The sequence below is a fragment of the Mycobacterium sp. NGS57 genome, from assembly GCF_059812405.1.
In genome coordinates, this window is sequence record NZ_JCALCP010000010.1 from 122,533 (window position 1) to 146,535 (window position 24,003).

Here is a 24,003-nt window from a genome sequence, read left to right on the forward strand (position 1 = left end):
GTGAAGTACCCCCCAGCCGATACCGCCCGCCTAGAACACGTTCTAATCTGTCAAACCATGGGATTTCTCAAGCCCGAACTGCCCCAGGTCGACTTTGCCGAGTGGAGCAAGGGCACCCGCAGCGAGAAGATCCGGCCGATGGCCCGGCACTGGGCCGAGGTGGGCTTCGGCACGCCGCTCGTTCTGCACCTGTTCTACGTCGCCAAGATCCTGCTCTACATCCTCGGCGGGTGGCTGTTCGCCTCGGCCACCGCGGGACTGGGCGGGTTCACCAACGTCGCGCACTGGTGGTCCGAGCCCATCGTCTTCGAGAAGGTCGTGCTCTACACGATGCTGTTCGAGGTGGTCGGGCTGGGGTGTGGCTTCGGCCCGTTGAACAACCGCTTCTTCCCGCCGCTGGGCTCGATCCTGTACTGGCTGCGGTTCGGCACCATCCGGTTGCCACCGTGGCCGGGCCGCGTCCCCCTGACGAAGGGCACCGCGCGACGGCCGGTGGACGTGCTGTTGTACGCGGCGCTGCTGGTGGCGACGCTGTGGGCGCTGTTCTCCGACGGCACCGGTCCGGTGCCCGAGCTGGGCACCACGGTCGGGCTGCTGCCGAGCGGGCGGGTGGTGCTGATCCTGCTGATCCTCGGCGTGCTCGGACTGCGCGACAAGGTGATTTTCCTGGCCGCCCGCGGCGAGGTCTACGCGACGATGGCGGTGACGTTCCTGTTCGGCGGTGTCGACATGATCGTCGGGTCGAAGGTGGTGTTCCTGGTCATCTGGATGGGCGCCGCGACGTCGAAGCTCAACAAGCACTTCCCGTTCGTCATTTCCACGATGATGTCCAACAACCCGCTGGTGCGGCCGCGCGGGCTCAAACGGCGCTTCTTCGAGAGCTTCCCGGACGACCTGCGGCCCGGAAGGTTGTCGCGGTTTTTGGCCCACATGAGCACCGCCATCGAAATGCTGGTGCCGCTGCCGCTGTTCTTCTGCCACAGCGGGTGGCCCATCGCGGTGGCCGCGTTGGTGATGGTGTGTTTCCACCTCGGCATCCTGGTGTCGATCCCGATGGGGGTGCCGCTGGAGTGGAACGTGTTCATGATCTTCGGCGTGCTGTCGTTGTTCGTCGCCCACGCCCGGCTGGGATTGGCCGACCTCAGGCACCCGGTGCTGGTCGCGATCCTGTTCGTGGTCATCGCGGGAATCGTGTTGCTGGGCAACATGTTTCCCCGCAAGATCTCGTTCCTGCCGGGCATGCGGTACTACGCCGGCAACTGGGACACCACGCTGTGGTGCATCAAGCCGTCCGCCAACGAGAAGATCGGCCGGGGCATCGTGGCGATCGCCAGCATGCCGCAGGCCCAGCTGGAACGGTTCTACGGCAGCCCGGAGGCCGCGCAGATCCCGGTCTACATGGGGTATGCGTTCCGCGGGTTCAACACCCACGGCCGCGCGCTGTTCACGCTGGCGCACCGCGCGATGGCGGGCCAGAACGAGGACGACTACGTCATCACCGACGGCGAGCGGATCTGCAGCACCGCCATCGGCTGGAACTTCGGCGACGGCCACATGCACAACGAGCAACTCATCGCCGCGATGCAGCAGCGCTGCCACTTCGAGCCGGGCGAGGTGCGCGTCGTCCTGCTCGACGCGCAGCCCATCCACAGGCAGACCCAGTCCTACCGGTTGGTGGACGCCGCGACGGGCGAGTTCGAGCGGGGCGTCGTGCGGGTCGCCGACATGGTGACGCGCCAGCCCTGGGCCGACGACGTCCCGGTCGAGGTGGTGTCGTCTGCTCAGCCTTAGCCCGCCCGCACCTCGCGCGCAGCGGCGACCATGTTCTGCAGCGACGTGGTCACCTCGTCGGCGTTGCGGGTCTTCAGCCCGCAGTCGGGATTGACCCAAAGCCGTTCCGCCGGTACGGCTCTGAGCGCCGCGCGCAGCGACTCGGCCATCTCGCCGGTGCCCGGCACGCGGGGGGAGTGGATGTCGTAGACGCCGGGGCCGACGCTGTTGGCGAAGCCCGCCGCGTTCAGGTCGTCGAGCACCTCCATGTGCGAGCGCGCCGCCTCGATCGAGGTGACGTCGGCATCGAGGTCGGCGATGGCGCCGATCACCTCACCGAACTCCGAGTAGCACAGGTGGGTGTGGATCTGCGTCGAGTCGTCGACGCCGGAGGTGGCCAGCCGGAAAGCGCCTACGGCCCAACGCAAATAGTCGTCCTGCTGGGCGCGGCGCAGCGGCAGCAGCTCGCGCAGCGCGGGCTCGTCGACCTGGATGACCGCGATCCCGGCGGCCTGCAGGTCCACGGTCTCGTCGCGGATGGCCAGCGCCACCTGGTTGGCGGTGTCGGCCAGCGGCTGGTCGTCGCGGACGAACGACCAGGCCAGGATCGTCACCGGGCCGGTCAGCATGCCCTTCACCGGCTTGTCGGTCAGGGACTGGGCGTAGGTGATCCACTCGACGGTCATCGGGTGGGGACGGGACACGTCGCCGTAGAGGATCGGTGGGCGCACGCAGCGGCTGCCGTAGGACTGCACCCAGCCGTTCTGCGTGGCGAAGAAGCCCTCCAGCTGCTCGGCGAAGTACTGCACCATGTCGTTGCGCTCCGGCTCGCCGTGCACCAGCACGTCGAGGCCCAGTTCCTCCTGGAGCTTGATGACGTCGGCGATCTCCTGGCGCATCTTGGCGACATATTCGGCCTCGTCGATGTCGCCGGCCCGAAACGCCGCGCGCGCCTTGCGGATCGCCGACGTCTGCGGGTACGAGCCGATCGTCGTGGTGGGCAGCGGGGGCAGGTGCAGCCGCTCGTCCTGGCTGGCGCGGCGCTGGGCGGCGTCGCCGCGCTGGGCGCCCGACGCGACGATCGAGTCGATCCGGTCGCGGACCGCGGCGTTGCGCAGCCGCGGGTCGCTCTTGCGGGAGGCGACCGCGGCGTTCGACGCGGCGATCTCGTCGGCGACCGTGTCGCGCCCCTCGCGCAGCGCGCGGGCGAGCGTCACCACCTCGCCGACCTTCTCGGCCCCAAAAGCCAGCCAGCTGCGCAGCGCTTCGTCCAGGCCGGTCTCGGGATCCAGCGAGTACGGCACGTGCATGGTGGAGCACGACGTCGAAACCGCCACCTGAGCAGCCGAATTCAGCAGCGGCGCCAGTTTACCCAGCGCCGCGTCCAGGTCGGTTCGCCAGACGTTGCGCCCGTCGACGACGCCCGCCACCAGGGCCTTGCCGGCCAGCTCGGGAACCGCTGCGACGGCCGTGTCGGCGCCGTAGACGAGGTCGACGCCGATCGCCTCGATCGGCGTGCGGGCCAGCCCGGCCAGGGATGCGCCCGGGTCGCCGAAGTAGGTGGCGACGTGGATGGCCGGGCGGTTGCGCACCGCGCCGAGCTTGTTGTAGACGGCCTCGGCCAGCGCGGGCGCGTCCGCGGAGATGTCGGTCACCAGCGCCGGCTCGTCGAGCTGCACCCACTGCGCGCCGTTCTCGGCGAGCAGCGCGAGCAACTCGGCGTAGAGCGGCACCAACTCTTCGAGCCGGTCGATCGGCGCGCCGGCGCCGTCGACGGCCTTGCTCAGCAGCAGGAAGGTGATCGGCCCGATGATCACCGGACGTGCCGGAATCCCTTGCCCCAGCGCCTCCGTCAACTCCGCGAGCACCTTGGCCGGGTTCAGCGTGAACCGGGTCGCCGGCTCGATCTCGGGAACCAGGTAGTGGTAGTTGGTGTCGAACCACTTCGTCATCTCCAGCGGCGCGACGTCTTTGTTTCCGCGCGCGAGGGCGAAGTAGCGGTCCAGCTCGTCGGGGACTCCCTGCGCCCGCGCCGGCAGCGCGCCGAGCATGACCGCCGTGTCGAGCATCTGGTCGTAGTAGGAAAAGGTGTTCACCGGCACCGAGTCCAGTCCGGCGGCGGCCAGCTGGGACCACATGTCGCGACGCAAGGTCGCGGCGACGGATTCCAGTTCGGCCCGGTCGGTACGCCCGGCCCAGAAGCCCTCGGTGGCGCGCTTGAGTTCGCGGTTCGGGCCGATGCGGGGGGAGCCGGTAACGGTCGCGGTGAATGGTTGAGCGGTCACGTTGTCGTCCTTCAGATCGACGGAGTGGTCACCGCCAACGGACGCACAGCCGATCCGCGATGCGGTGTCTTAAACCGCAACGGCCTCGGCCACCCGCCCATTCCACGAGGCGATGAGCCGCCGGACGCGGCGCGCCCGGCACAGCCGGCAGGTCTTCGGACTCGCAGGCGCGCACCGTGGTGCTCCTAGTGGCCGTCGCTTCCCGGTCGGGGTGACCAGTGCTGGTGACGGCGGTCGTTCCTGCTTACCGCTGCGGGACAGTCCCGGATTTTCACCGGGTTCCCTCTTGCGATGCATGCCTAACGTGCTTCGCTCGATGCCGGCGCCAGGGACGACGGCAGACCAGCTGCGTAGCGCAGCTTATACCGCTGGCCGGAGCGCTTCGGCGATGGGGATGTCCCCGTTGTTGAAGTCGATGGTGCGCCCGATGGTCGAGTCGTCCGCCAACACGGCCGCCGCGACGAGTGCGACGTCCGTCCGCGAAACCGCGTCACCGGCGCCGATCGCGATGCGGCCGGTGCCCGGCTCCAGGGTGAGTCGGCCCGGCCCCAGCACCGTCCAGTCCAGGTCGCCGGCGCGCAGGTGCGCGTCTGCGGCCGCTTTGGCCTCCGCGTACGGGAAGAACGAATTATCCCGCGGCACACCGTGATCGGGGCCGGCGCCGAAGTAGGACACCATCACGAACCGCTTGACGCCGGCCTGCGCGGCGGCGTCGATCACCCGGATCGCCGCGTCGCGGTCGACGGCGTAGGTGCGTGCCGGGTCGCCGCCGCCGGCCCCGGCCGAGAAGACGACCGCGTCGTGCCCCGCGAGGATGCCGGCCAGCTCGTCGGTGTCGAGCCGCTCGACATCGGCCAGCACCGGGCGCGCACCCGTGCCGGCGACGTCGTCGGCGTGCTCGGGGTTGCGGAAGACCGAGCTCACCTCGTCGCCGCGCTGGGACAGGATCCGGGCCAACTGCAGCGCGACCTTGCCGTGGCCGCCGATGACGACGATGCGTGCCATGGGCTCCACGGTACTTTCCCGCGAGACTGCACCTAGCGACGCAAACCTCGAGCTCTCGGCAGTTAACAGTCTGGCGGGAAGAAAAGCGGAGTTAGAGCTTCACCTTGCCCATGATGATGTCGATGATCGGCTTGCCCGGCGCGTAGGCGCCGGTCATCGAGGCCATGGTGTGGCCGGAGTCCACGAGCAAGGTGACGCCGCTGACGCCGCACGCCGCCTCGCTGTTGAGGAAGGCCATCACGTCGCCCATCTGCTCGGGCGTGTGCACCTTGGAGCCCGTCTCGTCGCGGTAGTCCTGGGCGAAGGACAGCCACAGGTCGGCGTTGGCCTGGGCCAGCGGGGTGTCGGTCGGGCCGGGGCAGATCGCATTGATGCGAATTCCCTTCTTCGCCAGCGGGTAGCCCTGGGTCGCCACGTAGGTGTTGATCACCTTCTTGCTGGTGCCGTAGTGGTTGATCCCGTCGGCCTCGTGCGCCTGGCACCACGCCTCGGCCGCCGCGAAGTCCGGCGTGGCCAGGAATTCCAGCATCAGGTCCAGGTCGTTCTCCCAACCCATGCCGGCGACCGAGGAAATGAAGCAGATGGCCGACCCGTTGGGCAATTGGTCCTTTTCCAGCAGGCGGTCGATCAGGTGGCGGTGGCCGATGAAGTTGATCTTCATCAGGTCGATGGTTCCGTCGGCGACGCCGGCGGCGGAGAACACCGCGTGGATGGGGCCCTTGACCTGCTCGAGGGCGGAATCGATGGACGCGGGGTCGCGCAGGTCCACCTGGACGGACTGGGCGACGTGAAAGTCCACCGGCGCGTAGTCCATCACGATGACTTCGGCGCCGAGTTCGGCCGCCGACTTGGCCGCGGCGGCGCCCATGCCCGTCGCGCCACCGACTACCAGCGCACGCTTGCCGTCGTAGCGCAAGCGATCGACAATGGTCATGGAAATCCCCTTCTCGTTATCTGCCAATCAGATTCTAGTCGCCCTACTGTATGTAGAACAGTTATTAGGTTCAATACCTAATTGCCCCGAACCGCGACTCCGCGCAGGACGGTGTCGCGGGCGTGCACCAGCGCCGCGCGCTTGCCGATGGCGCGCAGGATGTTCTCCGGTATCCACTGCAACCCGATCAGGCAGCGCGCCAGCATCGTGGTGGACGGGGCGTCGATCGTGATCTCGCCGGACCGGATCCCTTCGGAGAGCAGCGATTTCATCTGCCGAAGGCGCGTCGCATACAGCCAGCCGGGGTTGGGCGTGTTCGGCGGGGATTGGCGCATCCAGGCCAGCTGAATCCTGAACTCGTCGGAGAAACGATCGAGGGCGTTGACGTTGACCCAGCTCAGGGCGTCCAGCTTTTCGATCGCGGTGGCTTCCGAGCGCAGCACGGCGACCCACCCGGCCTCGACCTTGCGCCCGAACGATTCCATGATCGCGGCGAGCAGTTCGTCCTTGGAGCCGATCACCCGGTAGACCGTCCCGGTGCCGAGGCCGGCCGCCGACGCGATGTCCCGGATGGTGGTGACCTCGTAGCCGCGGCGGCCGAACTCCGCGCGCGCGACGGCGAGGACGTGGGCGGCCTTGTCGTCGGGATCGGTGTCGCCGTCGTCGGCCCAGGTGGCGATGACGTCTTTGGCGGCCGCGAAGGCCTTGGACCGGTCCAACGCCGAATCGGTGAAGGGCCGGGTTGTCAAGCCTTGCAAGATGATTCGGCACAGCAGCTCGGCCACCTGGTTGGCCGGCGAATTGTGGCGCATGACGGCGAGCCCGACCTGCAGCATGGTCTGGCAGATGCGGTCGGACAGCGTCGGCAGGTCGATGTCGGGCTTGATGTAGCCGCTCCAGCGGCCGGCGCGCAGCGTTTGCAGCATCGCCTCCTGAATGGCCGCCGGCTGCTGCTGGGTCAGCTCGATGAGCTGGGGATCGGCGCTCGGCCCCTCGTAGAAGGACATCTGCAGGGCGGCGCCGTGCCGCACGGCGCAGTTGGCGATCGCCGTGCCCAGCTCGACGATCTGCTCGGAAACCGGTCGCGAGTCGGGCTCGTCCAGCCGGGCCTGGGCGGTCTGCCCGATGCGGTTCAGCTCGTCCTGGTAGCGGCGGATCAACTCGACGAGGATCGCCTCTTTGGACTCGAAATGGTGGTAGAGGCTGCCGGGGAGAATGCCCGCCGCGTCCGCGATCTCCTGCAGCGACGTGCGCAGCCCCGAGGAGGCGATCAGCGTCGCGGCGGTCTGCAGGATCTCGGTGCGCCGCGTGCCGGAGTCGTCGGAGGCGCTATCCATGTGGCCCGCGGCCGCCGGCCGGCCCTTGACCGATGACTCGGCTTTGGTCATGGCTAGGGGCGCGCAATTCGGGACGACTGCGGTTTCGCACGCATACGCATCGCACTCCCACTGGACTCCCGCCGAACCAAATCTTTGTTAGAGATTATCAGACCCCGGTGGAACAAACGCGCTGCGCAAAGCGCTGACGGGCCCATTCTAGAACGCGGAACCGTCCCAGCGGTCGCGCGCGACCACGTCGTCGAGGGGCCGCCGGCGGGCCGGCCGAAAGGTGTGCCCGGCGCGCAGGCGGGCCACCGGCAACAGGCAGCCCTGGGTGTAGGTGGCCGGAATGCCGAGCAGCTCGCGCACCTCCGCCTCGCGGTGCAGGTGCAGGGTCGTGACGCACGTCCCGTAGCCGCGGGTGTGCAGGGCGAGCTGAAAGTTCCACACCGCCGGGAAGATCGAGCCGTACAGCGTCGCCTGATAGAACGACTCGTCGCCGTCGATGCGCGGCAGGTAGGGCTCGTAGCAGGGGATGACCAGCAACGGCACCGACGCCATGTTCTCGACCAACCACTCCGTCGACGACATGATCCGGGTCTCCGGAGTGCCCGCCGGCATCAGGTCGGCGATCATCTGCCCCCCGACCCGCAACAGATACGCCTCGCGGTACAGCTCGGCGATCGTGGTGCGCGACGCGGGGTCGGTGACCACCAGCCACCGCCAGGACTGCTGGTTCGAGCCGTTGGCCGCCTGCAGGCCGATGCGCAGGCACTCGCGAATCTCGTCCATGTCGACCGGAGCGCCGACGTCGAGCGTCTTGCGCGCCGAGCGGGTGGCGGTGAGCAGGTGCTCGATGTCCATGGTCATGCTCCCCGGTTGGTAAGGCGCGCACCGATTTCGGTGAGGTAGCGATCGGGGCCACCGAGCAGCCCGCTCCAACTCAGCAGCCGCTTGAGGTAGAGGTGGGCATCGTGTTCCCACGTGTAGCCGATGCCCCCGAACACCTGGATGGCGGTGTCGCCCACGGTGGCCAGCCGCCCGGCGAAGGCCTTGGCCCGCAGCGCGGCGAGGTGCCGTTCGCCGGGGGCCGCGTCGGCGGCCCACAGCGCGTGGATCACGCCGCTGCGGGCCAGCTCGACCGTTTCGTACATATCGACGCACAGGTGCTGGACTGACTGGAACGAGCCGATGGCGTGCCCGAATTGCGTTCGGACCTTGGCGTATTCGACGGCCAGGCCCATGACCGCGCGTGCGGCTCCGAGCGCGTCGGCGGCACGGGCGATCAACACGTCGTCGACCACCGCCGCGACGTCGTCCGGCGCGGCCGCGGCCAGTCGCCGTGCGGGTACCGCGTCGAGCGTGACGCGAAACCGCTTGCGGGTCTGGTCGATCCCGTGTTCGGGCGACACCGAAACCCCGGCCGAGCCGGTGTTCACGGCGAAAAGCGCGGTGCCGTCGGCATCCTCGGCGAGTGTCAACAGGACGTCTGCGGCCGCGGCGTCGGGCACCGAGGCGATCTCGCCCCGCAAGGTGGCGTCGGGGGCGGCGGTGACGGGACCGGCGCCCGTGTCGAGAAATCCGACGGTGGCGATCGAGCTGCCGTCGGCGATCCCGGTCAACAGCTCCGCGCCGGCGACGCCGGCGCCAAGCCGGGTCAGTGCGCGCGGGGCGGCCACCGCTGTCGACAGCCACGGCCCCGGATGCAGCGCGGCCCCGAGCTCCTCGGCGACGACGCCGGCCTCGACCATCGTCATGCCTGCCCCGCCGTATTCCTCCCGCACGAGCAGCCCGGTCGTTCCGAGTTCGGCAAGACCGCGCCACACGGCTTCGTCGGTCCCGGTCGGATCGTCGAGCAGCGGTCGCACATGGGTTGGAATGGATGCCTTTTCGGCGAGAAAGCGCCGCGTGGTGTCGCGCAGCGCGACCTGCTCGTCGGTGAGTTCGAGGTTCATGCGCGCGGCAACCCCAGGACGCGCTGCGCGGTGATGTTCTTGTTGATCTGCGTGGTGCCGCCCGCGATGGTCAGCGAGCGCGACGTCAGGCGGTAGTTCGCCCACGGGGCATTTTCGCCGCGGGTGCCGAGCACGTCGAAGGCCAGGGCGGCCAGCTCTTGCCCGATCTCCCCCCACACGGTCTTGGCGAGGCTGGCCGTGGCGAAGGCGGCGCTGTCCGGGCCGCCGTGCAGCGCGGCCGAGATCGACCGCTGGCAGAGGACCTCGAGATACTTGATGCGGACGGCGATTTCGCCGAGGCGCCGCAACGTCACGGGGTCGTCCGGTGCGCCCGCCGCCGCAATGTCGTCCACCAGTTCCTCGAGCCGCACCTGCATTTCGGCGTACAGCCTGGCGGCGCCCGCGCGCTCGTGGCTGAGCGTCGTGGTGGCCACCTGCCAGCCCCCATTCAGCGGCCCGAGCAGCGCGCCGGTGGGTACCCGCACGTCGCGGAAGAACACCTCGGCGAAGTCGGTGTCGCCGTTGAGTGTGACGAGCGGGCGGACCTCGATGCCGGGCAGGCTCATGTCGACGATCAGGCAGGAGATCCCCTTGTGCTTGGGAGCTTCGGGATCGGTGCGCACGTACAGCTGGCACCACTGCGCGCGATGCCCCAGCGAGGTCCAGATCTTCTGGCCGTCGACGACGAACTCGTCACCGTCGCGCACCGCCCGGGTGCGCAGCGACGCGAGGTCGGACCCGGCTTCGGGCTCCGACATGCCCTGGCACCAGATGTCGTCGGCGCGCATCATCCGGGGGAGCAGCGTCGTCTTCTGGGATTCGGTGCCGTACTGCATGATCGCCGGGGCGATGTTGTTCATGCCGATGACGTTGAGCGGCAACGGCGCCCGGGCGCGGGTGGTCTCCTCGGTGTAGACGAGCTGCTCGAGGATCGTCGCGCCCCGGCCGCCGTATTCGAGGGGCCACGACACGGCCGCCCAGCCCGCGTCGGCCATGGTGCGATTCCACGCGCGCTGCTTCGCGAACGCCGCGTCGTCGTGGCCGGCGGGGCGCCGGGCGGCGATCAGCTCGTCGGTCAGGTTCGCCGACAGCCAGTCACGCAATTCGGTGCGGAATTTTTCCACTTCCGCTGGGTAGGAGAAATCCACGGCTTGTCGACTCTAGCTCGTGTCTCGCCCGGGTTCGGGGAACGCGACGTCCGCGTCGCCCGGCATCGCGCTGACGCCGCGTCGCGCGCAGACCTCCAGCACCTCGTCGACGATCGACGCGGGCACGATGAAGCGGTCGGTGGCCGAGATCTGCTCGAGGTGCGCCTGGATGTCTTCGGCCGTCGGTTCGGTGTCGGGGTCGGCCAGCCAGCCCTCGCTCAGGCCGACGAACACTCTCGCGTAGCGTCCGGCGGCGGCCGAGTAGTTGCGATGGGTGAAGGTGCAGGCGCGGCTGGCCAGGAAGGTGACCAGCGGCACGACGAGTTCGGGCCGGATCGCGCGCATGAAGCCGGATTCGGCCAGGAATTTCTCGTCGCCGACGGTTTCGGTGACCATGCGCGAGAAGCCGGTGGGCATCACGGAATTGGCGAGTATTCCGTGCGCTTCGCCCTCGATCGCGATCACGTTCGTCAGACCGACCAGACCCGCCTTGGCCGCCGCGTAGTGGGCCTCCATGGGCTGGCCGAAGATTCCGGCCGACGACGAGATGAACACGAACCGCCCGCCGCCGTTGTTCTTCATCACGCGGTAGGCGGGCTGGGACAGGTAGAAGCCGCCGTCGAGATGCACGCGCAGCATCCGGGTCCACTCGTCGGGCGAGAGGTCTTCGAAGGGCACGGTGCCGAAGATCCCGGCGTTGCTGACGACCGCGTCGAGGCGCCCGAAGGTGTCGACCGCGGCGTCCACGATCGCCCGGCCGCCCGCCGGGCTGTCGACCGACTCGTAGGAGGCGATCGCCCTGCCGCCGGCCTTCGTGATCTCGTCGACCACCTCGTCGGCGACGCGCGAGTCGGCGGCCTCATCCGGGAGGCCGCGCATCGACCCGCCGAGGTCGTTGACCACCACCGCGGCGCCGCGGCGGGCGAGGTCGAGCGCGTAGAGCCGGCCGAGTCCGCGGCCGGCACCGGTGACGACGGCCACCCGGCCGGTGAAGTCAATCATGGTGTGCTCCCGGCTAAGTCAAGGGACGGACGACATCAGACAAGCGTGCAGACAACCGACCCGATTGACTTGCAGTCGCAGCGGACTTTACGGTGGAACAGATATTTGGTCAACATGGTCATGGGTTCGGAGGTCGGGCGTGGTGGATGAGGCGGGGGGCGACCGGCTGCAGGGGCTCGTCATGCTCGCCTCCGCACTCGCGGGCAGGGCCGTGGCGGTCGACGAGCTGAAACCGGGCGAACCCGCCTGGACGGACGGCCAGACGATCTACGTGGGTGCGGACGCGCGGGGTCGCGGGCAGCTCGAGGCGATCGCGGTGCAGGCGTCGATGCTCGCGGCGGGCAGCCTGGAGCCCGACGTCGTGCGTTCCCTTGTCCGCCGGCCCGGGGTGGCCAGGCGGTACCTGGCGGTCGAGGGCCACCGTGCGCTGGTCGCCAACTGCGCCCTGCTGCCGGGCATCCTGACGTCGGTGGGCGACCGCGACATCGCCGGTCGCAGCGATTCGCCCGACGCTTCGCTGCGGATTGCCGCTGAAAAGACGGGAATCGACGCCCCGCCACCGGAATTCGGCGTGATCCGCGCCGCGAAGGTGTTGGCCGCGTCCTCGCGGGCAGCCAGGCAACCGGAGCAGGAAAGCCCGCAGCACGTCCCGCGCCGTCCCGCCGCGAACGAACTCGAGGAGCTTGACGACGGCACGATCGACGATTCCGACGAGCCGGATCTCTTTTCCAGTCCGGTCGGCGGGGGCGGTTTCATCGGCAAGTGGCTGAAGAAGATGCTGTCGTCCGCCCGTAAGACCGGCAGCGGCGGCGGGCCGCCCGGCGCGGATACCCCGACGCATCGGACGAACGCCACGAACCGGGGCCTGCATGCCGTGTCGTCGCTGGCTACCACGTCGAGCGACGACAGCAACAGCGAAGACGTCAAAGCCGAGGGCGTGACGTATCCGGAGTGGGACGCGGCGCGCAGGGCCTACCGGCCCGCGTGGTGCACCGTGCGCGAGGTCGAGGCGAAAATCAAGCCGGCCGCGACCCAGGCGATCGACGACGCCATCGGCGTGCGGCGCCCGTTGTCGCGGCTCGGGATGGGTCTGCACCGCCGGCACCGCCAGCCGCAGGGCGACGACATCGACATCGACGCGGCCGTGGAAGCCCGCGTCGAGGTGCTGGCCGGATCGGTTCCCGACGAGGCGGTCTACCTCGACAGCCTGCGGCGCCGGCGCGACCTGTCGGTGCTGCTGCTCCTGGACGTGTCGGGTTCGGCGGCCGAGCCCGGGACCGTGGGCCGGACGGTGCACGAACAGCAACGCGCGGCGGTAGCCAACCTGACCGTCGCGCTGCACGACCTGGGCGACCGGGTGGCGCTGTACGCCTATTACTCCCAGGGCCGCCGCGCGGTGAGCATGGTGCCGGTCAAGCGATTCGACGACCACCTCGACGCGCACGTCATGCGGCGGCTGAACAGCCTGGAGCCCGGCGCATACTCGCGGCTGGGTGCGGCCATCCGGCACGGCTCGGCGGTCCTCGAGGCCCGGGGCGGCACGTCACGGCGGCTGTTGGTGGTGTTGTCCGACGGGCTCGCCTACGACCACGGCTACGAGCGGCCCTACGGCGCCGCGGACGCCCGGCGCGCCCTGACCGAGGCGCGCCGCCGCGGGACCGGGTGCGTGTGCCTGACGATCGGCGCGGGGACCGACGTGCATTCGCTGCGCAGGGTCTTCGGCAGCGCCGCGCATGCGACGATCGCGCGCCCCGATCTGCTCGCAGGCGTCATCGGGCCGCTGTTCCGCTCGGCACTGCGCTCGGCGGAGGTCCGCCGGAAGGTTTCGTGATGCCATGTCGCAGAACGCAGTTGGCGTGCCGGCGCCCGGAAGCCGGTCACCCCACGGGGCTTGAAACAAACATCTGTTCCGGTTAGGCTCCCATCAACACGGAAGGGAAACTATGGCCAACGAGTCCGGCGTTGCTTACCGGAACGGTGCTCCGTCCGATGCGGACGGAGGATCAGAGATGCGGCCCTACTACACGGCGATCGGCAGCGAGGAGGCCGTCTTCAAGGCCGCCTACCGGCAGGGCCTGGCGCTCGTGTTGAAGGGACCGACGGGGTGCGGCAAGACCCGCTTCGTCGAGGCGATGGCCCACGACCTGGGCCGGCCGCTGATCACCGTCGCCTGCCACGACGACCTCACCACCGCGGACCTGGTCGGCCGGTATCTGCTGCAGGGCGACGAGACGGTGTGGGCGGACGGGCCGCTGACCAGAGCGGTGCGCGAGGGTGCGATCTGCTACCTGGACGAGGTGGTGGAGGCCCGCCAGGACACCACGGTGGTGCTGCATCCGCTCGCCGATTACCGGCGGCAGCTGCCCATCGAGCGGCTCGGTGTCACGCTGGACGCGGCGCCCGGGTTCGGCCTGGTGGTGTCCTACAACCCGGGCTATCAGAGCGTGCTCAAGGACCTGAAGGACTCGACGAGGCAGCGGATGGTGGCGATCGAATTCGGTTTCCCCGCAGCCGATGTCGAGGAGGGCATCGTCGCGCACGAGGCCGGCGTGGACGCCGCCACCGCCGCCGAACTGGTGCGCTTCGGGCAGGCCATCCGCCGCCTGGAGACCGGCGGGCTGCGTGAGGTCGCGTCTACCCGGGTGCTGATCGCGGCGGGCCGGCTGATCGCCGAGGGCCTGACCATGCGCGAGGCGGCCCTGGCCGCGATCGCCGGACCGCTGACCGACGACGCGGCGGTCGGCCGGGGCCTGTCCGAGATGATCGACCTCTACCTGGGTGAGCCGGCGAATGATTGACGCTGCATACCGCCGCCGCTAGTCTCTGAACAAATATTAGGTTTGTAGCCGGGCGCGCGTGAGTTCGTCACCCTGGAGGTCGGATGTCCTACGAGAGCAGCGCTGAGCCGATCAAGGTCGGCTACCTGATGGACTTCACCCTCCCGCCGGGGTTCCCGGAGGAGCTGTTTGCCTCCTTCACCCAGACCTTCGACCTCGTCTTCGAAGAGGCCGTCGCCCACGGCCTGATGGACCGCCCGGTGCAGATGATCTACCGCGAGGTCGAGGGCCTGCCCAAGGGCTCGGTCAAGGCGGTGATCGACGCCTACGGCGAACTCGTCGACGAGGGCTGCCTGGTGGTCTTCGGGCCGAACATCACCGACAACTGCGTGCCGTTGCGCGAGGCGATCGAGGAGCGGTTCAAGGTGCCCGCGATCAGCGTGACCGGTACCGACGACTGGCTGGGCGAGTGGACCTTCTCGTTCCCCCAGGGATCGATGACCGACGAACCCATCTTCCTGGCCGACCTCATCGCCAAGCGCGGGCTCGGCGAGATCGGTGTCCTGGTCGAGCAGAGCCTCGTCGGTGAGAGCTACCTGAAGAACCTGCGAAGCGCCTGCCGGCGCCAAAACATTCGGATCGTGGCGGAAGTCGCTATCGCCCAGACGGCTCAGGACATCAACGCCGCGGTGCGGACGCTGCACGAAGCGAAGGCCGAGGCGATCGTGCACCTGGGCTTCGGCTTCGGAATCGTCTTCATCAACCCGGCGCTCGAGGTCCTCGGCTGGGACCCGCCCCGCTTCACCACCACCGCCTGGCAGAACGCGTGGGTGAACCCGATCATGTGGAACGCCTTCATGGGCTGGACCGGTGTCGACCAGTACGACGAGGCGAACCGGATCGGCCAGGACTTCCTCGACAGCTACGCGGCGAAGTACGACGGGAGTCGCCCCGAGTTCTGCGTGACCGTGGTCAACCGCGACGTCGCCGCGACCCTGGTGCGCGCGTTCACCGACGCGCACCCGCTCAGCCCGCGCGGGGTCAAGGAAGCGCTGGAGCGGGTGAAGATGATGCCCGCCGCCTCCGGCGCCCCCGGCACCCGGGTGTCGTTCGGCAAGTGGACGCGGCGGGCGTGGATGGGGGCCGGCTACCTGGTGGCGCGGACCCTGGACGCCGACGGCGTCAACTCGCATTTGGTCGATCGCTTCGGAGAGTGAGACGCGCATGAGTACCGACCAATCCACACCCCTTGCCGCGCAGGACAAGCCGACAGCCCGGGACGGCAAGCGCGGCTGGGGCGGCTGGCTCGCCGGCGCCGCCCTGGCGGCGTTCGTGCTCTTCTTCATCGCGAACATGCGCACCGCGCTCGACCCGCGCGTCGCCAACCCGAACGTGCAGGGCCGGCCGCGGCCGGTCAAGTTCCTCTTCGGCCTGGACTACATCACGTTCCTGCACGTCTCCACTGTGATCATGCTGCTGGTGCTGCTGGTGGTTTTCATCCGGGGCTGGCGGCGCAACCCGGGCAGCCCGGGCATGCTGATGTTCCTGTGCACCACCTTGATCGTGTGGCAGGACCCGATCATGAACTGGGCCCCGTTCGCGGTGTACAACCCCGACCTCATCCACTGGCCGGAATCGTGGCCGCTGGTGTCGATTTCGCCGACCGTCGAGCCGTTCGTCGTATTCGGCTACGTGATGTTCTATTTCGGCCCGTACTTCCCGGCGGTCTGGATCCTGCGCAAGCTGCAGGCAAGGAAAGGCCCCGAGCACTTCGTGTCGCGGCACCCCCTGCTCTGCCTGGGCGCCATAGTCCTCGCCATCGGTTTCGTCTTCGACGCGTTCCTGGAGATTCAGCTCGTCCACTTCGGCATGTACATCTACTCGCAGGTGATCCCGTGGGGCTCGGTGTTCACTGGCACCACGTTCCAGTTTCCGCTGATCTGGGAGTCGTTCTCGGTGTGCTTCGTGATGGTGCCCGCGGCGATCCTGGTCTATCGCGACGACACGGGTAAATCGGTGGCCGAGAAGCTGGCCGCCAAGGCCAGGCTCTTCCCGACGCGCCCGGTGCTCGGCACGTTCCTGGTGATGTTCGTGATCATCAACGTGTCCTACTTCGCCTACGGCACCTGGTTCTGGGTCATCAAGGCCACCCATTCCGCGACGTCGGTGGCGTGCCCGTGGCCGTATCCGGAGGCCAAAGTGTATGACCCGCAAGGCTATTACGAGAAGGCGGGCGCGCAGGGCCCGTACTCGGTCGGCATCTGGTCGACCTGGGCGAGTGGGGAGCCCAACGGCCGGCCCCACGTCGATCCGCCGCCGCCGGGGGATGGCCCGTGTGCGACGACCTCTGCTCCGGGCAAGCATGGCTGAGCCGCGCACCGCCGTCATCACCGGGGCGTCGCGCGGGCTGGGATTCGCCTCGGCCGTGCGCCTCTACCGCGACGGGTGGCGCGTGGTCGCGGCCATGCGCGACCCGGACAAGGCAATGCCGGTGCTGCGGGAGGCCATTCAGGACCACGGGGCGCCCCCCGACGACGACCGGCTGATCGGCGTGCAACTCGACCTGCTGGACTCCGCCTCGATCGCCGCGGCGGCCAAGGCGATCGAAGGGGCCGTCGGCGCACCGTACGCCGTGGTACACAACGCCGGGATCTCCGCCGCCGGGATGGTAGAGGAGGCCGACACGGCGTTGTGGCAGAAGATGTTTGCCACCACCGTCCTGGGGCCGGTCGAACTCACCAAGGCCCTGCTGCCGTCCATGCGGGCGGCGGGCGAAGGACGGATTGTGTTGGTGGCCAGCACCGCCGGGGTGCGCGGCCAGCCGGCCACCGCGCCCTACTCGGCGGCCAAGGGCGCGCTGGAGCGCTGGGGTGAATCGATGGCGTGCGAGATCGCGCCCTTCGGCCTCGGGGTAACCGTTTTGGTGTCGGGCACCTATGACACCGAGATCATCACCGACGCGGGCACCACCGACGATCGCAACTTCGCGGGCCCGTACGCGCGGCTGCACACCACGATGAACAGCCGCGGGCGCTTCGCGATGAAGTTGGCCCGCCCGCCCGAGCGGTTCACCGACGGCCTGGTCAAGGCGCTCGATGACCATAAGCCGTTCCGCCGCCGCGGCGTGGGCCCGGACGCCTCGATGCTGTTGGCGCTCAACAGGATTCTGCCGGCACCGGGCATGCACCATATGTCGCGGATCGTGCTGGGCATCCCCAGGCAGGGGTCGATGCGGGGCGGAGCATGGCCGTTGACGACGGGGCAGAAGGCGATGGTGCTCGTCGCGCGCGTCATTCCGCAGCCGTTGCTGCGGCGCTTGGCATCAAAGGAGCAGTGATGGAACAGCTTTTCGACGACCTGGACGACTTCGGCGCCTTCGACGACGCGATCTCCGGCGACGTGCGCGACCCCTACACCGAACTGGCGCGGCTGCGCCGCGAGGAACCGGTGCAGCGGCTCGAGACGTCGGGGGCGCTGCCGCACGAGGAAGGGTTGCCGATGTTCATCGTGTACCGCCACGAGGACATCCAGCAGATGCTGCGCGACAACGAGACGTTTTCCTCGTCGGCCGTCATCGCCGCGTTTGGACCGGTGCTGGGTGAGGGCGTGATGCTCGGCATGGATGAGCCGATCCACGGCCGGCTGCGGTCGCTGGTGTCGAAGGCGTTCTCGCAGAAGTCATTGGCGCGCTGGCAAGACGAGTTGGTCGCCCGGGTGGCCAACGGCCTGATCGACAAGTTCGCGCCCAACGGCAAGGCGGACCTGGTCAAGGAGTTCACCTTCGACTACCCCAGCCAGATCATCGCGGGGCTGCTGGGCTTGCCGGAACAGGACTACCCGCAGTTCCAGCGGTGGTCGATTTCGCTGCTGAGCTGGCTGATGAACCCGGAACGCGGACTGGCGGCCTCGGCGGCGTTGTGCGACTACTTCGCGCCGATCCTCGAGGCCCGCCGCGCCGAGCCGAAGGACGATCTGATCAGCGCGCTCGCCGCGGCCGAGATCGACGGGGAGAAGCTCGCGGACGAGGAGATCTTCTCGTTCTTGCGACTGCTGCTGCCCGCCGGCGTGGAGACGACCTATCGGTCGCTGGGCAGCCTGCTTTTGGCGCTGCTGTCCGACCCCGCGCAGCTGGACGCCATCCGTGCGGACCGCTCGTTGCTGCCGCAGGCCATCGAGGAGGGCGTGCGGTGGGAACCGCCGCTGCTGACCATCACCCGGGTGGCCACGCGGGACACAGAACTCGGCGGCGTTGCCATCCCGGCCGGGGCTACGGTGATGCCGATGCTCGGTTCCGCGAACCGGCAGGAGGATCGCTATCCCGATCCCGACACCTTCGACATCCACCGCGAGGCCCGCTCGCACCTGGGCTGGGGGCACGGCGTGCACGTGTGCCTCGGCATGCATCTGGCGCGGCTGGAGATGCGCACCGCCATCAACCTATTGCTGGACCGGCTGCCCAACCTGCGGCTGGATCCCGACGGCGACGATCCGCACATCCGGGGTCAGGTGTTCCGGTCCCCGACGTCGGTGCCGGTGCTGTTCGACCCGCAATAACCGGCCCGGACAAGGTTGCAACTTGCCAATCGGCTAGTTTCCGGTAAGGCTCTCCATAAACGTATGGCGCCCCCGCAACGATCCAGAAGAGAGTGACAGATATGACCGAGGCTGTAAAGGTTCGCTTCGAGCCGAAGATGATGATCGACGGCAAGCTCGTCGAGGGCCGGGCCGGGTCCTTCACCAACATCAACCCGGCCACGGAGGAATCCCTCGGCGAGGTTTCGGACGCCTCGAAGGCGGACATGCACCGTGCCATCGACGCCGCCCGGCGCGCCTTCGACGAGACCGACTGGTCGACCAACAAGGAGCTGCGCAAGCGCTGCCTGCTGCAGCTGCACGAGGCGATCGAGTCCGAGAAGGAAGAGCTGCGCGAGGAGCTCATCCTCGAGGTCGGCTCGCCCCGCGCCATCACCTTCGGGCCCCAGCTGGATGCCCCGCTGGCGGACGGGTTGAAGTATCCCGCCCGGCTGATCGACTCGTATGCCTGGGAGACCGACCTGGGCGACCGGGTGATCAGCCTCACCGGCGCGAACACCACCATCAAGGTGTGGCGCGAGCCGGTCGGTGTGGTCGGTGCGATCGTGCCGTGGAACTTCCCGTTCGAGGTCACCCTCAACAAGCTCGGCCAGGCGCTGGGCAGCGGCAACACCGTGGTGCTCAAGCCGGCGCCGAACACCCCGTTCAACGCGAACCGGCTGGGCCGGCTGATCGCCGAGAAGACCGACATCCCCGCCGGTGTCGTCAACGTCGTCACCGCGTCGGATCACTTTGTGGGCGAAGAGCTCACGCTGTCGCCGAAGGTCGACCTGATCTCGTTCACCGGCTCGACCGTGGTGGGCAAGCGGATCATGGAAAAGGGCGCGGCCACCATGAAGCGGCTGTTCCTCGAGCTCGGCGGCAAGTCGGCCACCATCGTCCTCGAGGACGCGGACTTCGGGACGGCCTGCATGGTCGGCATCGCGCCCTGCATGCACGCCGGTCAGGGTTGCGCCAACCCCACTCGGCTGCTGCTGCCGCGGTCCCGCTACGACGAGGGCGTCGAGATCCTCAAGAACATCTACGAGAACGTGATGCCGGGCGACCCGCAGGACCCCGGCACCCTGTGCGGGCCGGTGATCTCGCAGCGCCAGTTCGAGCGGGTGACCGGCTACATCCAGAAGGGTGTCGACGAGGGTGCGACCGCGCTGGTCGGTGGTCCCGGCGCCGAGACCGGCTTCGACAAGGGATACTTCATCAGGCCAACGCTTTTCACCAACGTGGACAACAAGATGACGATCGCGCAGGAGGAGATCTTCGGCCCGGTGCTGTCGGTCATCCCGTTCGACGACGAGGAGGACGCGATCCGGATCGCCAACGAGAGCGTGTACGGCTTGGCCGGCAACGTGTTCGCCGGTTCGCTCGAGCGCGCGCTGTCGGTGACCCGCCGGATCAAGGCCGGCTTCATGGGCGTCAACGGCGGTGCCGCGTACGCCGCCGACGCCCCGTTCGGCGGCTACAAGGAAAGTGGCATCGGGCGCCAGAACGGCGTCGCCGGGTTCGACCAGTACACCGAGATCAAGTCGGTCGCCTACCCCGCCGGCTGACCCGCCACCCTCACCTGCCGCGTGGGGTCCCCCCGCTTGCGGGGGACGCGCGGGTCTGCACGCAGACACGCCGCCGCGCGTGGCATTTTGCGGACGCTCGGCGGGTGGGACCGGCCCCGCCCACCGACCACCCAACGCGTTGGTTGACAATCGACGCAAGGCCCCAACGTAAAAGGAGACACAACCATGGCTGAAGCAGTCATCGTCGAGGCGGTCCGCTCACCGATCGGCAAGCGCAACGGCGGCCTGTCCGGGGTGCACCCGGCGGACTTGTCCGCGCAGGTCCTCAACGGGCTGGTCGACAAGACCGGCATCGACCCCGCGATCGTCGACGACGTGATCTGGGGCTGCGTCATGCAGGCCGGCGAGCAGGCGCTCGACATCGGCCGCACCGCGCTGCTGACCGCCGGCTGGCCCGAGACCGTCCCGGGCGTGACCGTCGACCGCCAGTGCGGGTCGAGCCAGCAGTCCATCCACTTCGCCGCGGCCGGCGTCGTCGCCGGGCACTACGACGTCGTCGTCGCCGGCGGCGTCGAGTCGATGTCGCGTACCCCGATGGGCGCGTCGCTGGCCAACGGCGGGCGGCCCTACCCGGAGGCGTTCATGGCGCGCTACGACGGCCAGGTTCCCAACCAGGGCGTCGGCGCTGAGATGATCGCCGAGCAGTGGGGCCTGAGCCGCACCGCGCTCGACGAGTTCTCCCTGGGCTCGCACGAAAAGGCTGCCGCCGCACAGGATTCCGGTGCTTTCGACGATCAGATCGTGGGCATCAAGGTAACGGACGGCTCGGAAAATTCAGTGGTGCTCAAGGATGAGGGCATCCGCCGCGGCACCCCGATGGAGAAGATGGCGTCGCTGAAGCCGGCGTTCAAGGAGGACGGTGTGATCCACGCTGGCAACTCCTCGCAGATCTCCGACGGCTCGGCCGCGCTCCTGTTCATGTCGGCCGAGAAGGCAAAGTCGTTGGGCCTCAAGCCGATCGCCAAGGTGCACACTGCGGCGCTGGCCGGCGCCAACCCGGTCATCATGCTGACCGCGCCGATCCCGGCGACGCAGAAGGTGCTGAAGCGCTCCGGGCTCTCCATCGACGACATCGGGGCCTACGAGGTCAACGAGGCCTTCGCGCCGGTCCCGATGGCGTGGCTCAAGGACATCGGCGCCGACGAGAAGAAGCTCAACCCCAACGGCGGTGCGATCGCGCTGGGCCACCCGCTGGGCGGTTCGGGGGCACGGCTGATGACCACGCTGCTTTACCACATGCGCGACAAGGGAATTCGCTACGGCCTGCAGACGATGTGTGAGGGCGGCGGCCAGGCCAACGCCACCATCGTGGAACTGCTGTGACGGAAGCTGATGCCCCTGCGAAGGGGGCCCTGGCCGAACGTCAGGGCAACGTGATGGTGATTACCATCAACCGGCCCGAAGCCCGCAACGCGGTGAACGCCGCCGTCAGCATCGGCCTCGGGGATGCGCTGGAAGAGGCGCAGCGCGACCCCGAGGTGCGGGCGGTGGTGGTCACCGGCGCCGGCGACAAGTCGTTCTGCGCCGGGGCCGACCTCAAGGCGATCGCGCGCCGCGAGAACCTGTACCACCCGGAGCATCCCGAGTGGGGATTCGCCGGATACGTCCACCATTTCATCGACAAGCCCACGATCGCCGCGGTCAACGGCACCGCCCTGGGCGGGGGCACCGAGCTCGCGCTGGCCAGCGACCTGGTGGTCGCCGACGAGCGGGCCCAGTTCGGGTTGCCGGAGGTCAAACGCGGGCTGATCGCGGCCGCCGGCGGGGTGTTCCGCATCGTGCAGCAACTGCCCCGCAAGGTGGCGATGGAGCTGCTGTTGACCGGCGAACCGATCACCGCGTCCGACGCCTACGAGTGGGGCCTGATCAACCAGGTCGTCCGGGAGGGCTCGGTGCTCGAGGCGGCGCTGGCGCTGGCCGCGCGGGTGACCGTCAATGCCCCGCTGTCGGTGCAGGCCAGCAAGCGCATCGCCTACGGTGTCGACGACGGGGTGATCGGCGACGAGGAGCCGGGCTGGGAGCGCACGATGATCGAGATGCGGACCCTGATCCGCTCCGAGGACGCCAGGGAGGGCCCGCTGGCCTTCGCCGAGAAGCGCGAGCCGGTCTGGCAGGCGCGCTAACGCGCGAGGGTGTTCACTCCCCACCGAAACACCGGCGGTAGTGCCGCGGCGGCCGGGACGATGGCGCGACGCGTCCCGCGCGGCGCGCTGGCCAGCACCAGCGCGCGGGTGAGCAACCGGTAGTTGCGGGTGACCCGGTGCCACGCGGCCTCGTAGGACGCCGGCGCGTCGTCGACGATGGCCTCGACGACCGCGGCGGCCTGCTTGACCGCGAGGCTGATGCCCTCGCCGGTCAGCGCGTCCTCGTAGCCGGCCGCGTCGCCGACCAGCAGCACCCGCCCCGCGACGCGGCGCGCCACCACCTGACGCAGCGGCCCGCAGCCGCGGGCCGGCCCACGCGCCGCGCCGTCCAGCCGCCGGGCCAGCCACGGGAACCAGGCCAGATCGGGTCGCCCGCCGGACAGGATGGCCACGCCGACCAGGTCCGGCTCCACCGGCGTCACGTACGCCTCGCCCCACCGCGACCAGTGCACCTCGACGAACTCCGACCAGGCAGGCACGCGGTAGTGCCACCGCACGCCGTGGCGGCGCGGTGTGCCGGCCGTGGCCTTGATACCGACGGCGCGGCGCACCGGCGAATGCAGCCCGTCGGCCGCCACCAGCCACCGGGCGCGCACACCCGCGGCCGTCACGCCCTGCGCGTCCTGCGCGACGCTGGTCACCCGTGTCCGAATCCATTCGGTGTCTTGCTCTTTGGCCCGCGCCGCCAGCGCCGCGTGCAGCGTGGTGCGGCGCACCCCGCGGCCGGGCCCGCTGCGGAACAGCGCCTCGGCCCGGCGGTGTTCGCTGACGTACGCGATGCCGTGGAAGGGCAGGCCGGCCGGGTCCACGCCGAGCGAGGTCAGCTCGGCCAGGCCGCCGGGCATCAGCCCCTCGCCGCACGCCTTGTCGATGGGGCCCTCGCGCGGCTCGGCCACGATCACCGACAGCCCGTGGCGGCGCGCCTGCAACGCGGTGGCCAGGCCGCCCGGTCCGCCGCCGACGATCAGCAGATCGGCGTCGTAGTCACTCACGTGTATCCCAAAGCGGAGTTCTCCACCCGCAGCCGCGCCCGCAGCACCAGCGCGTTGGCCAGCGTGAACGCCAGCGCGGTCAGCCACGCGGTGTGCACCAGCGGCAGCGCGAACCCTTCGGCCACCACAGCAACATAGTTCGGGTGGTGCAGCCACCGATAGGGGCCCTCGCGCACCAGCGGCGCGTCCGGCAACACGATCACCCGGGTGTTCCATCGCCGGCCCAGCGTCCTGATGCACCACCAGCGCAGCACCTGGCTGGCCGCGACCAGCACCAGCATCGGCCAGCCCAGCCAGGGCAGAAACGGCCGGTGCAGGGCCCACGGTTCGACGAGGCAGCCGATCAGCAGGCCGGTGTGGATGGCGACCATCGCCACGTAGTGGGGGCGGCCAAACTCCTTGGCGCCCTGGTCAAAAGACCACTGCGCGTTTCGTTTGGACACCACCAGCTCCACGAGGCGCTCGACCCCGACCGCGACGATCAGCAGGTAATACATGGCTACAGTCTTTA

Annotated in this window: 20 protein-coding genes and 1 riboswitch; of the genes, 10 read left to right on the plus strand and 10 right to left on the minus strand. The window is 69.1% G+C overall.

Going from position 1 to position 24,003, the window contains the following annotated elements:
* The first annotated feature begins 57 nt into the window (after positions 1-57).
* Positions 58-1,791 carry a DUF3556 domain-containing protein gene (locus AC5Y43_RS19700; RefSeq protein WP_499975178.1) on the plus strand — a complete coding sequence of 578 codons (1,734 nt, stop codon included), beginning with the start codon at positions 58-60 and terminating at the stop codon, positions 1,789-1,791.
* On the opposite strand, the gene metE is transcribed toward AC5Y43_RS19700, so the two are convergent.
* The 8 genes from metE to AC5Y43_RS19740 form a co-directional block, all read right to left on the minus strand.
* The gene (gene metE / locus AC5Y43_RS19705; RefSeq protein WP_499975180.1) at positions 1,788-4,055 is read right to left on the minus strand and encodes a 5-methyltetrahydropteroyltriglutamate--homocysteine S-methyltransferase; all 2,268 of its coding nucleotides are present in this window, start codon (positions 4,053-4,055) and stop codon (positions 1,788-1,790) included. The two genes, AC5Y43_RS19700 and metE, sit on opposite strands and share 4 nt — an antisense overlap.
* A 139-nt stretch (positions 4,056-4,194) precedes the next feature.
* Positions 4,195-4,406: riboswitch (cobalamin riboswitch) on the minus strand.
* Between the two features lie 9 nt (positions 4,407-4,415).
* On the minus strand, positions 4,416-5,060 hold the full coding sequence (locus tag AC5Y43_RS19710; protein WP_499975183.1) for an SDR family oxidoreductase: 645 nt from the start codon (positions 5,058-5,060) through the stop codon (positions 4,416-4,418).
* A 91-nt stretch (positions 5,061-5,151) separates the two neighbouring features.
* The gene (locus AC5Y43_RS19715) at positions 5,152-5,994 is read right to left on the minus strand and encodes an SDR family oxidoreductase (RefSeq protein ID WP_499975186.1); all 843 of its coding nucleotides are present in this window, start codon (positions 5,992-5,994) and stop codon (positions 5,152-5,154) included.
* A 77-nt stretch (positions 5,995-6,071) separates the two neighbouring features.
* The gene (locus tag AC5Y43_RS19720) at positions 6,072-7,382 is read right to left on the minus strand and encodes a TetR/AcrR family transcriptional regulator (RefSeq protein ID WP_499975189.1); all 1,311 of its coding nucleotides are present in this window, start codon (positions 7,380-7,382) and stop codon (positions 6,072-6,074) included.
* 147 nt (positions 7,383-7,529) lie between these two features.
* Entirely contained in the window at positions 7,530-8,177 is a 648-nt protein-coding gene (locus AC5Y43_RS19725; protein ID WP_499975385.1) for a nitroreductase family protein, read from the minus strand.
* A gap of 2 nt (positions 8,178-8,179) precedes the next feature.
* The gene (locus AC5Y43_RS19730; RefSeq protein ID WP_499975191.1) at positions 8,180-9,268 is read right to left on the minus strand and encodes an acyl-CoA dehydrogenase family protein; all 1,089 of its coding nucleotides are present in this window, start codon (positions 9,266-9,268) and stop codon (positions 8,180-8,182) included.
* On the minus strand, positions 9,265-10,416 hold the full coding sequence (locus AC5Y43_RS19735; protein WP_499975193.1) for an acyl-CoA dehydrogenase family protein: 1,152 nt from the start codon (positions 10,414-10,416) through the stop codon (positions 9,265-9,267). Before AC5Y43_RS19735 ends, AC5Y43_RS19730 begins: the two co-directional genes overlap by 4 nt.
* Before the next feature lie 12 nt (positions 10,417-10,428).
* Entirely contained in the window at positions 10,429-11,418 is a 990-nt protein-coding gene (locus AC5Y43_RS19740; protein WP_499975195.1) for an SDR family NAD(P)-dependent oxidoreductase, read from the minus strand.
* A gap of 181 nt (positions 11,419-11,599) precedes the next feature.
* Here AC5Y43_RS19740 and AC5Y43_RS19745 point away from each other — a divergent pair, with 181 nt between their 5' ends.
* The 9 genes from AC5Y43_RS19745 to AC5Y43_RS19785 all read left to right on the plus strand — a co-directional run bounded on the left by AC5Y43_RS19745 (position 11,600) and on the right by AC5Y43_RS19785 (position 22,479).
* Complete coding sequence (locus tag AC5Y43_RS19745; RefSeq protein WP_499975386.1) at positions 11,600-13,249, plus strand: nitric oxide reductase activation protein NorD; 1,650 nt, start codon at positions 11,600-11,602, stop codon at positions 13,247-13,249.
* Between the two features lie 112 nt (positions 13,250-13,361).
* A complete protein-coding gene (locus AC5Y43_RS19750; protein ID WP_499975196.1) occupies positions 13,362-14,216 on the plus strand; it encodes a CbbQ/NirQ/NorQ/GpvN family protein in 855 nt (284 codons plus the stop codon).
* A gap of 83 nt (positions 14,217-14,299) precedes the next feature.
* Positions 14,300-15,412 (plus strand): ABC transporter substrate-binding protein, encoded by a 1,113-nt coding sequence (locus tag AC5Y43_RS19755; protein WP_499975198.1) that lies wholly within the window; start codon positions 14,300-14,302, stop codon positions 15,410-15,412.
* A gap of 7 nt (positions 15,413-15,419) precedes the next feature.
* On the plus strand, positions 15,420-16,565 hold the full coding sequence (locus AC5Y43_RS19760) for a spirocyclase AveC family protein (protein ID WP_499975199.1): 1,146 nt from the start codon (positions 15,420-15,422) through the stop codon (positions 16,563-16,565).
* The gene (locus tag AC5Y43_RS19765; RefSeq protein ID WP_499975201.1) at positions 16,558-17,532 is read left to right on the plus strand and encodes an SDR family NAD(P)-dependent oxidoreductase; all 975 of its coding nucleotides are present in this window, start codon (positions 16,558-16,560) and stop codon (positions 17,530-17,532) included. The genes AC5Y43_RS19760 and AC5Y43_RS19765 overlap by 8 nt, the downstream gene beginning before the upstream one ends.
* Positions 17,532-18,749, plus strand: a complete 1,218-nt coding sequence (locus AC5Y43_RS19770; RefSeq protein WP_499975203.1) for a cytochrome P450 — start codon at positions 17,532-17,534, stop codon at positions 18,747-18,749. The genes AC5Y43_RS19765 and AC5Y43_RS19770 overlap by 1 nt, the downstream gene beginning before the upstream one ends.
* Before the next feature lie 101 nt (positions 18,750-18,850).
* On the plus strand, positions 18,851-20,335 hold the full coding sequence (locus tag AC5Y43_RS19775) for an aldehyde dehydrogenase family protein (RefSeq protein ID WP_499975204.1): 1,485 nt from the start codon (positions 18,851-18,853) through the stop codon (positions 20,333-20,335).
* Between the two features lie 186 nt (positions 20,336-20,521).
* The gene (locus AC5Y43_RS19780) at positions 20,522-21,679 is read left to right on the plus strand and encodes a thiolase family protein (RefSeq protein ID WP_499975206.1); all 1,158 of its coding nucleotides are present in this window, start codon (positions 20,522-20,524) and stop codon (positions 21,677-21,679) included.
* Entirely contained in the window at positions 21,676-22,479 is an 804-nt protein-coding gene (locus tag AC5Y43_RS19785; RefSeq protein ID WP_499975208.1) for a crotonase/enoyl-CoA hydratase family protein, read from the plus strand. Before AC5Y43_RS19780 ends, AC5Y43_RS19785 begins: the two co-directional genes overlap by 4 nt.
* Here the strand turns inward: AC5Y43_RS19785 and AC5Y43_RS19790 are convergent.
* On the minus strand, positions 22,476-23,492 hold the full coding sequence (locus AC5Y43_RS19790) for an NAD(P)/FAD-dependent oxidoreductase (RefSeq protein WP_499975209.1): 1,017 nt from the start codon (positions 23,490-23,492) through the stop codon (positions 22,476-22,478). The two genes, AC5Y43_RS19785 and AC5Y43_RS19790, sit on opposite strands and share 4 nt — an antisense overlap.
* A complete protein-coding gene (locus AC5Y43_RS19795) occupies positions 23,489-23,989 on the minus strand; it encodes an isoprenylcysteine carboxyl methyltransferase family protein (protein WP_499975212.1) in 501 nt (166 codons plus the stop codon). Before AC5Y43_RS19795 ends, AC5Y43_RS19790 begins: the two co-directional genes overlap by 4 nt.
* Between the last annotated feature and the right edge of the window lie 14 nt (positions 23,990-24,003).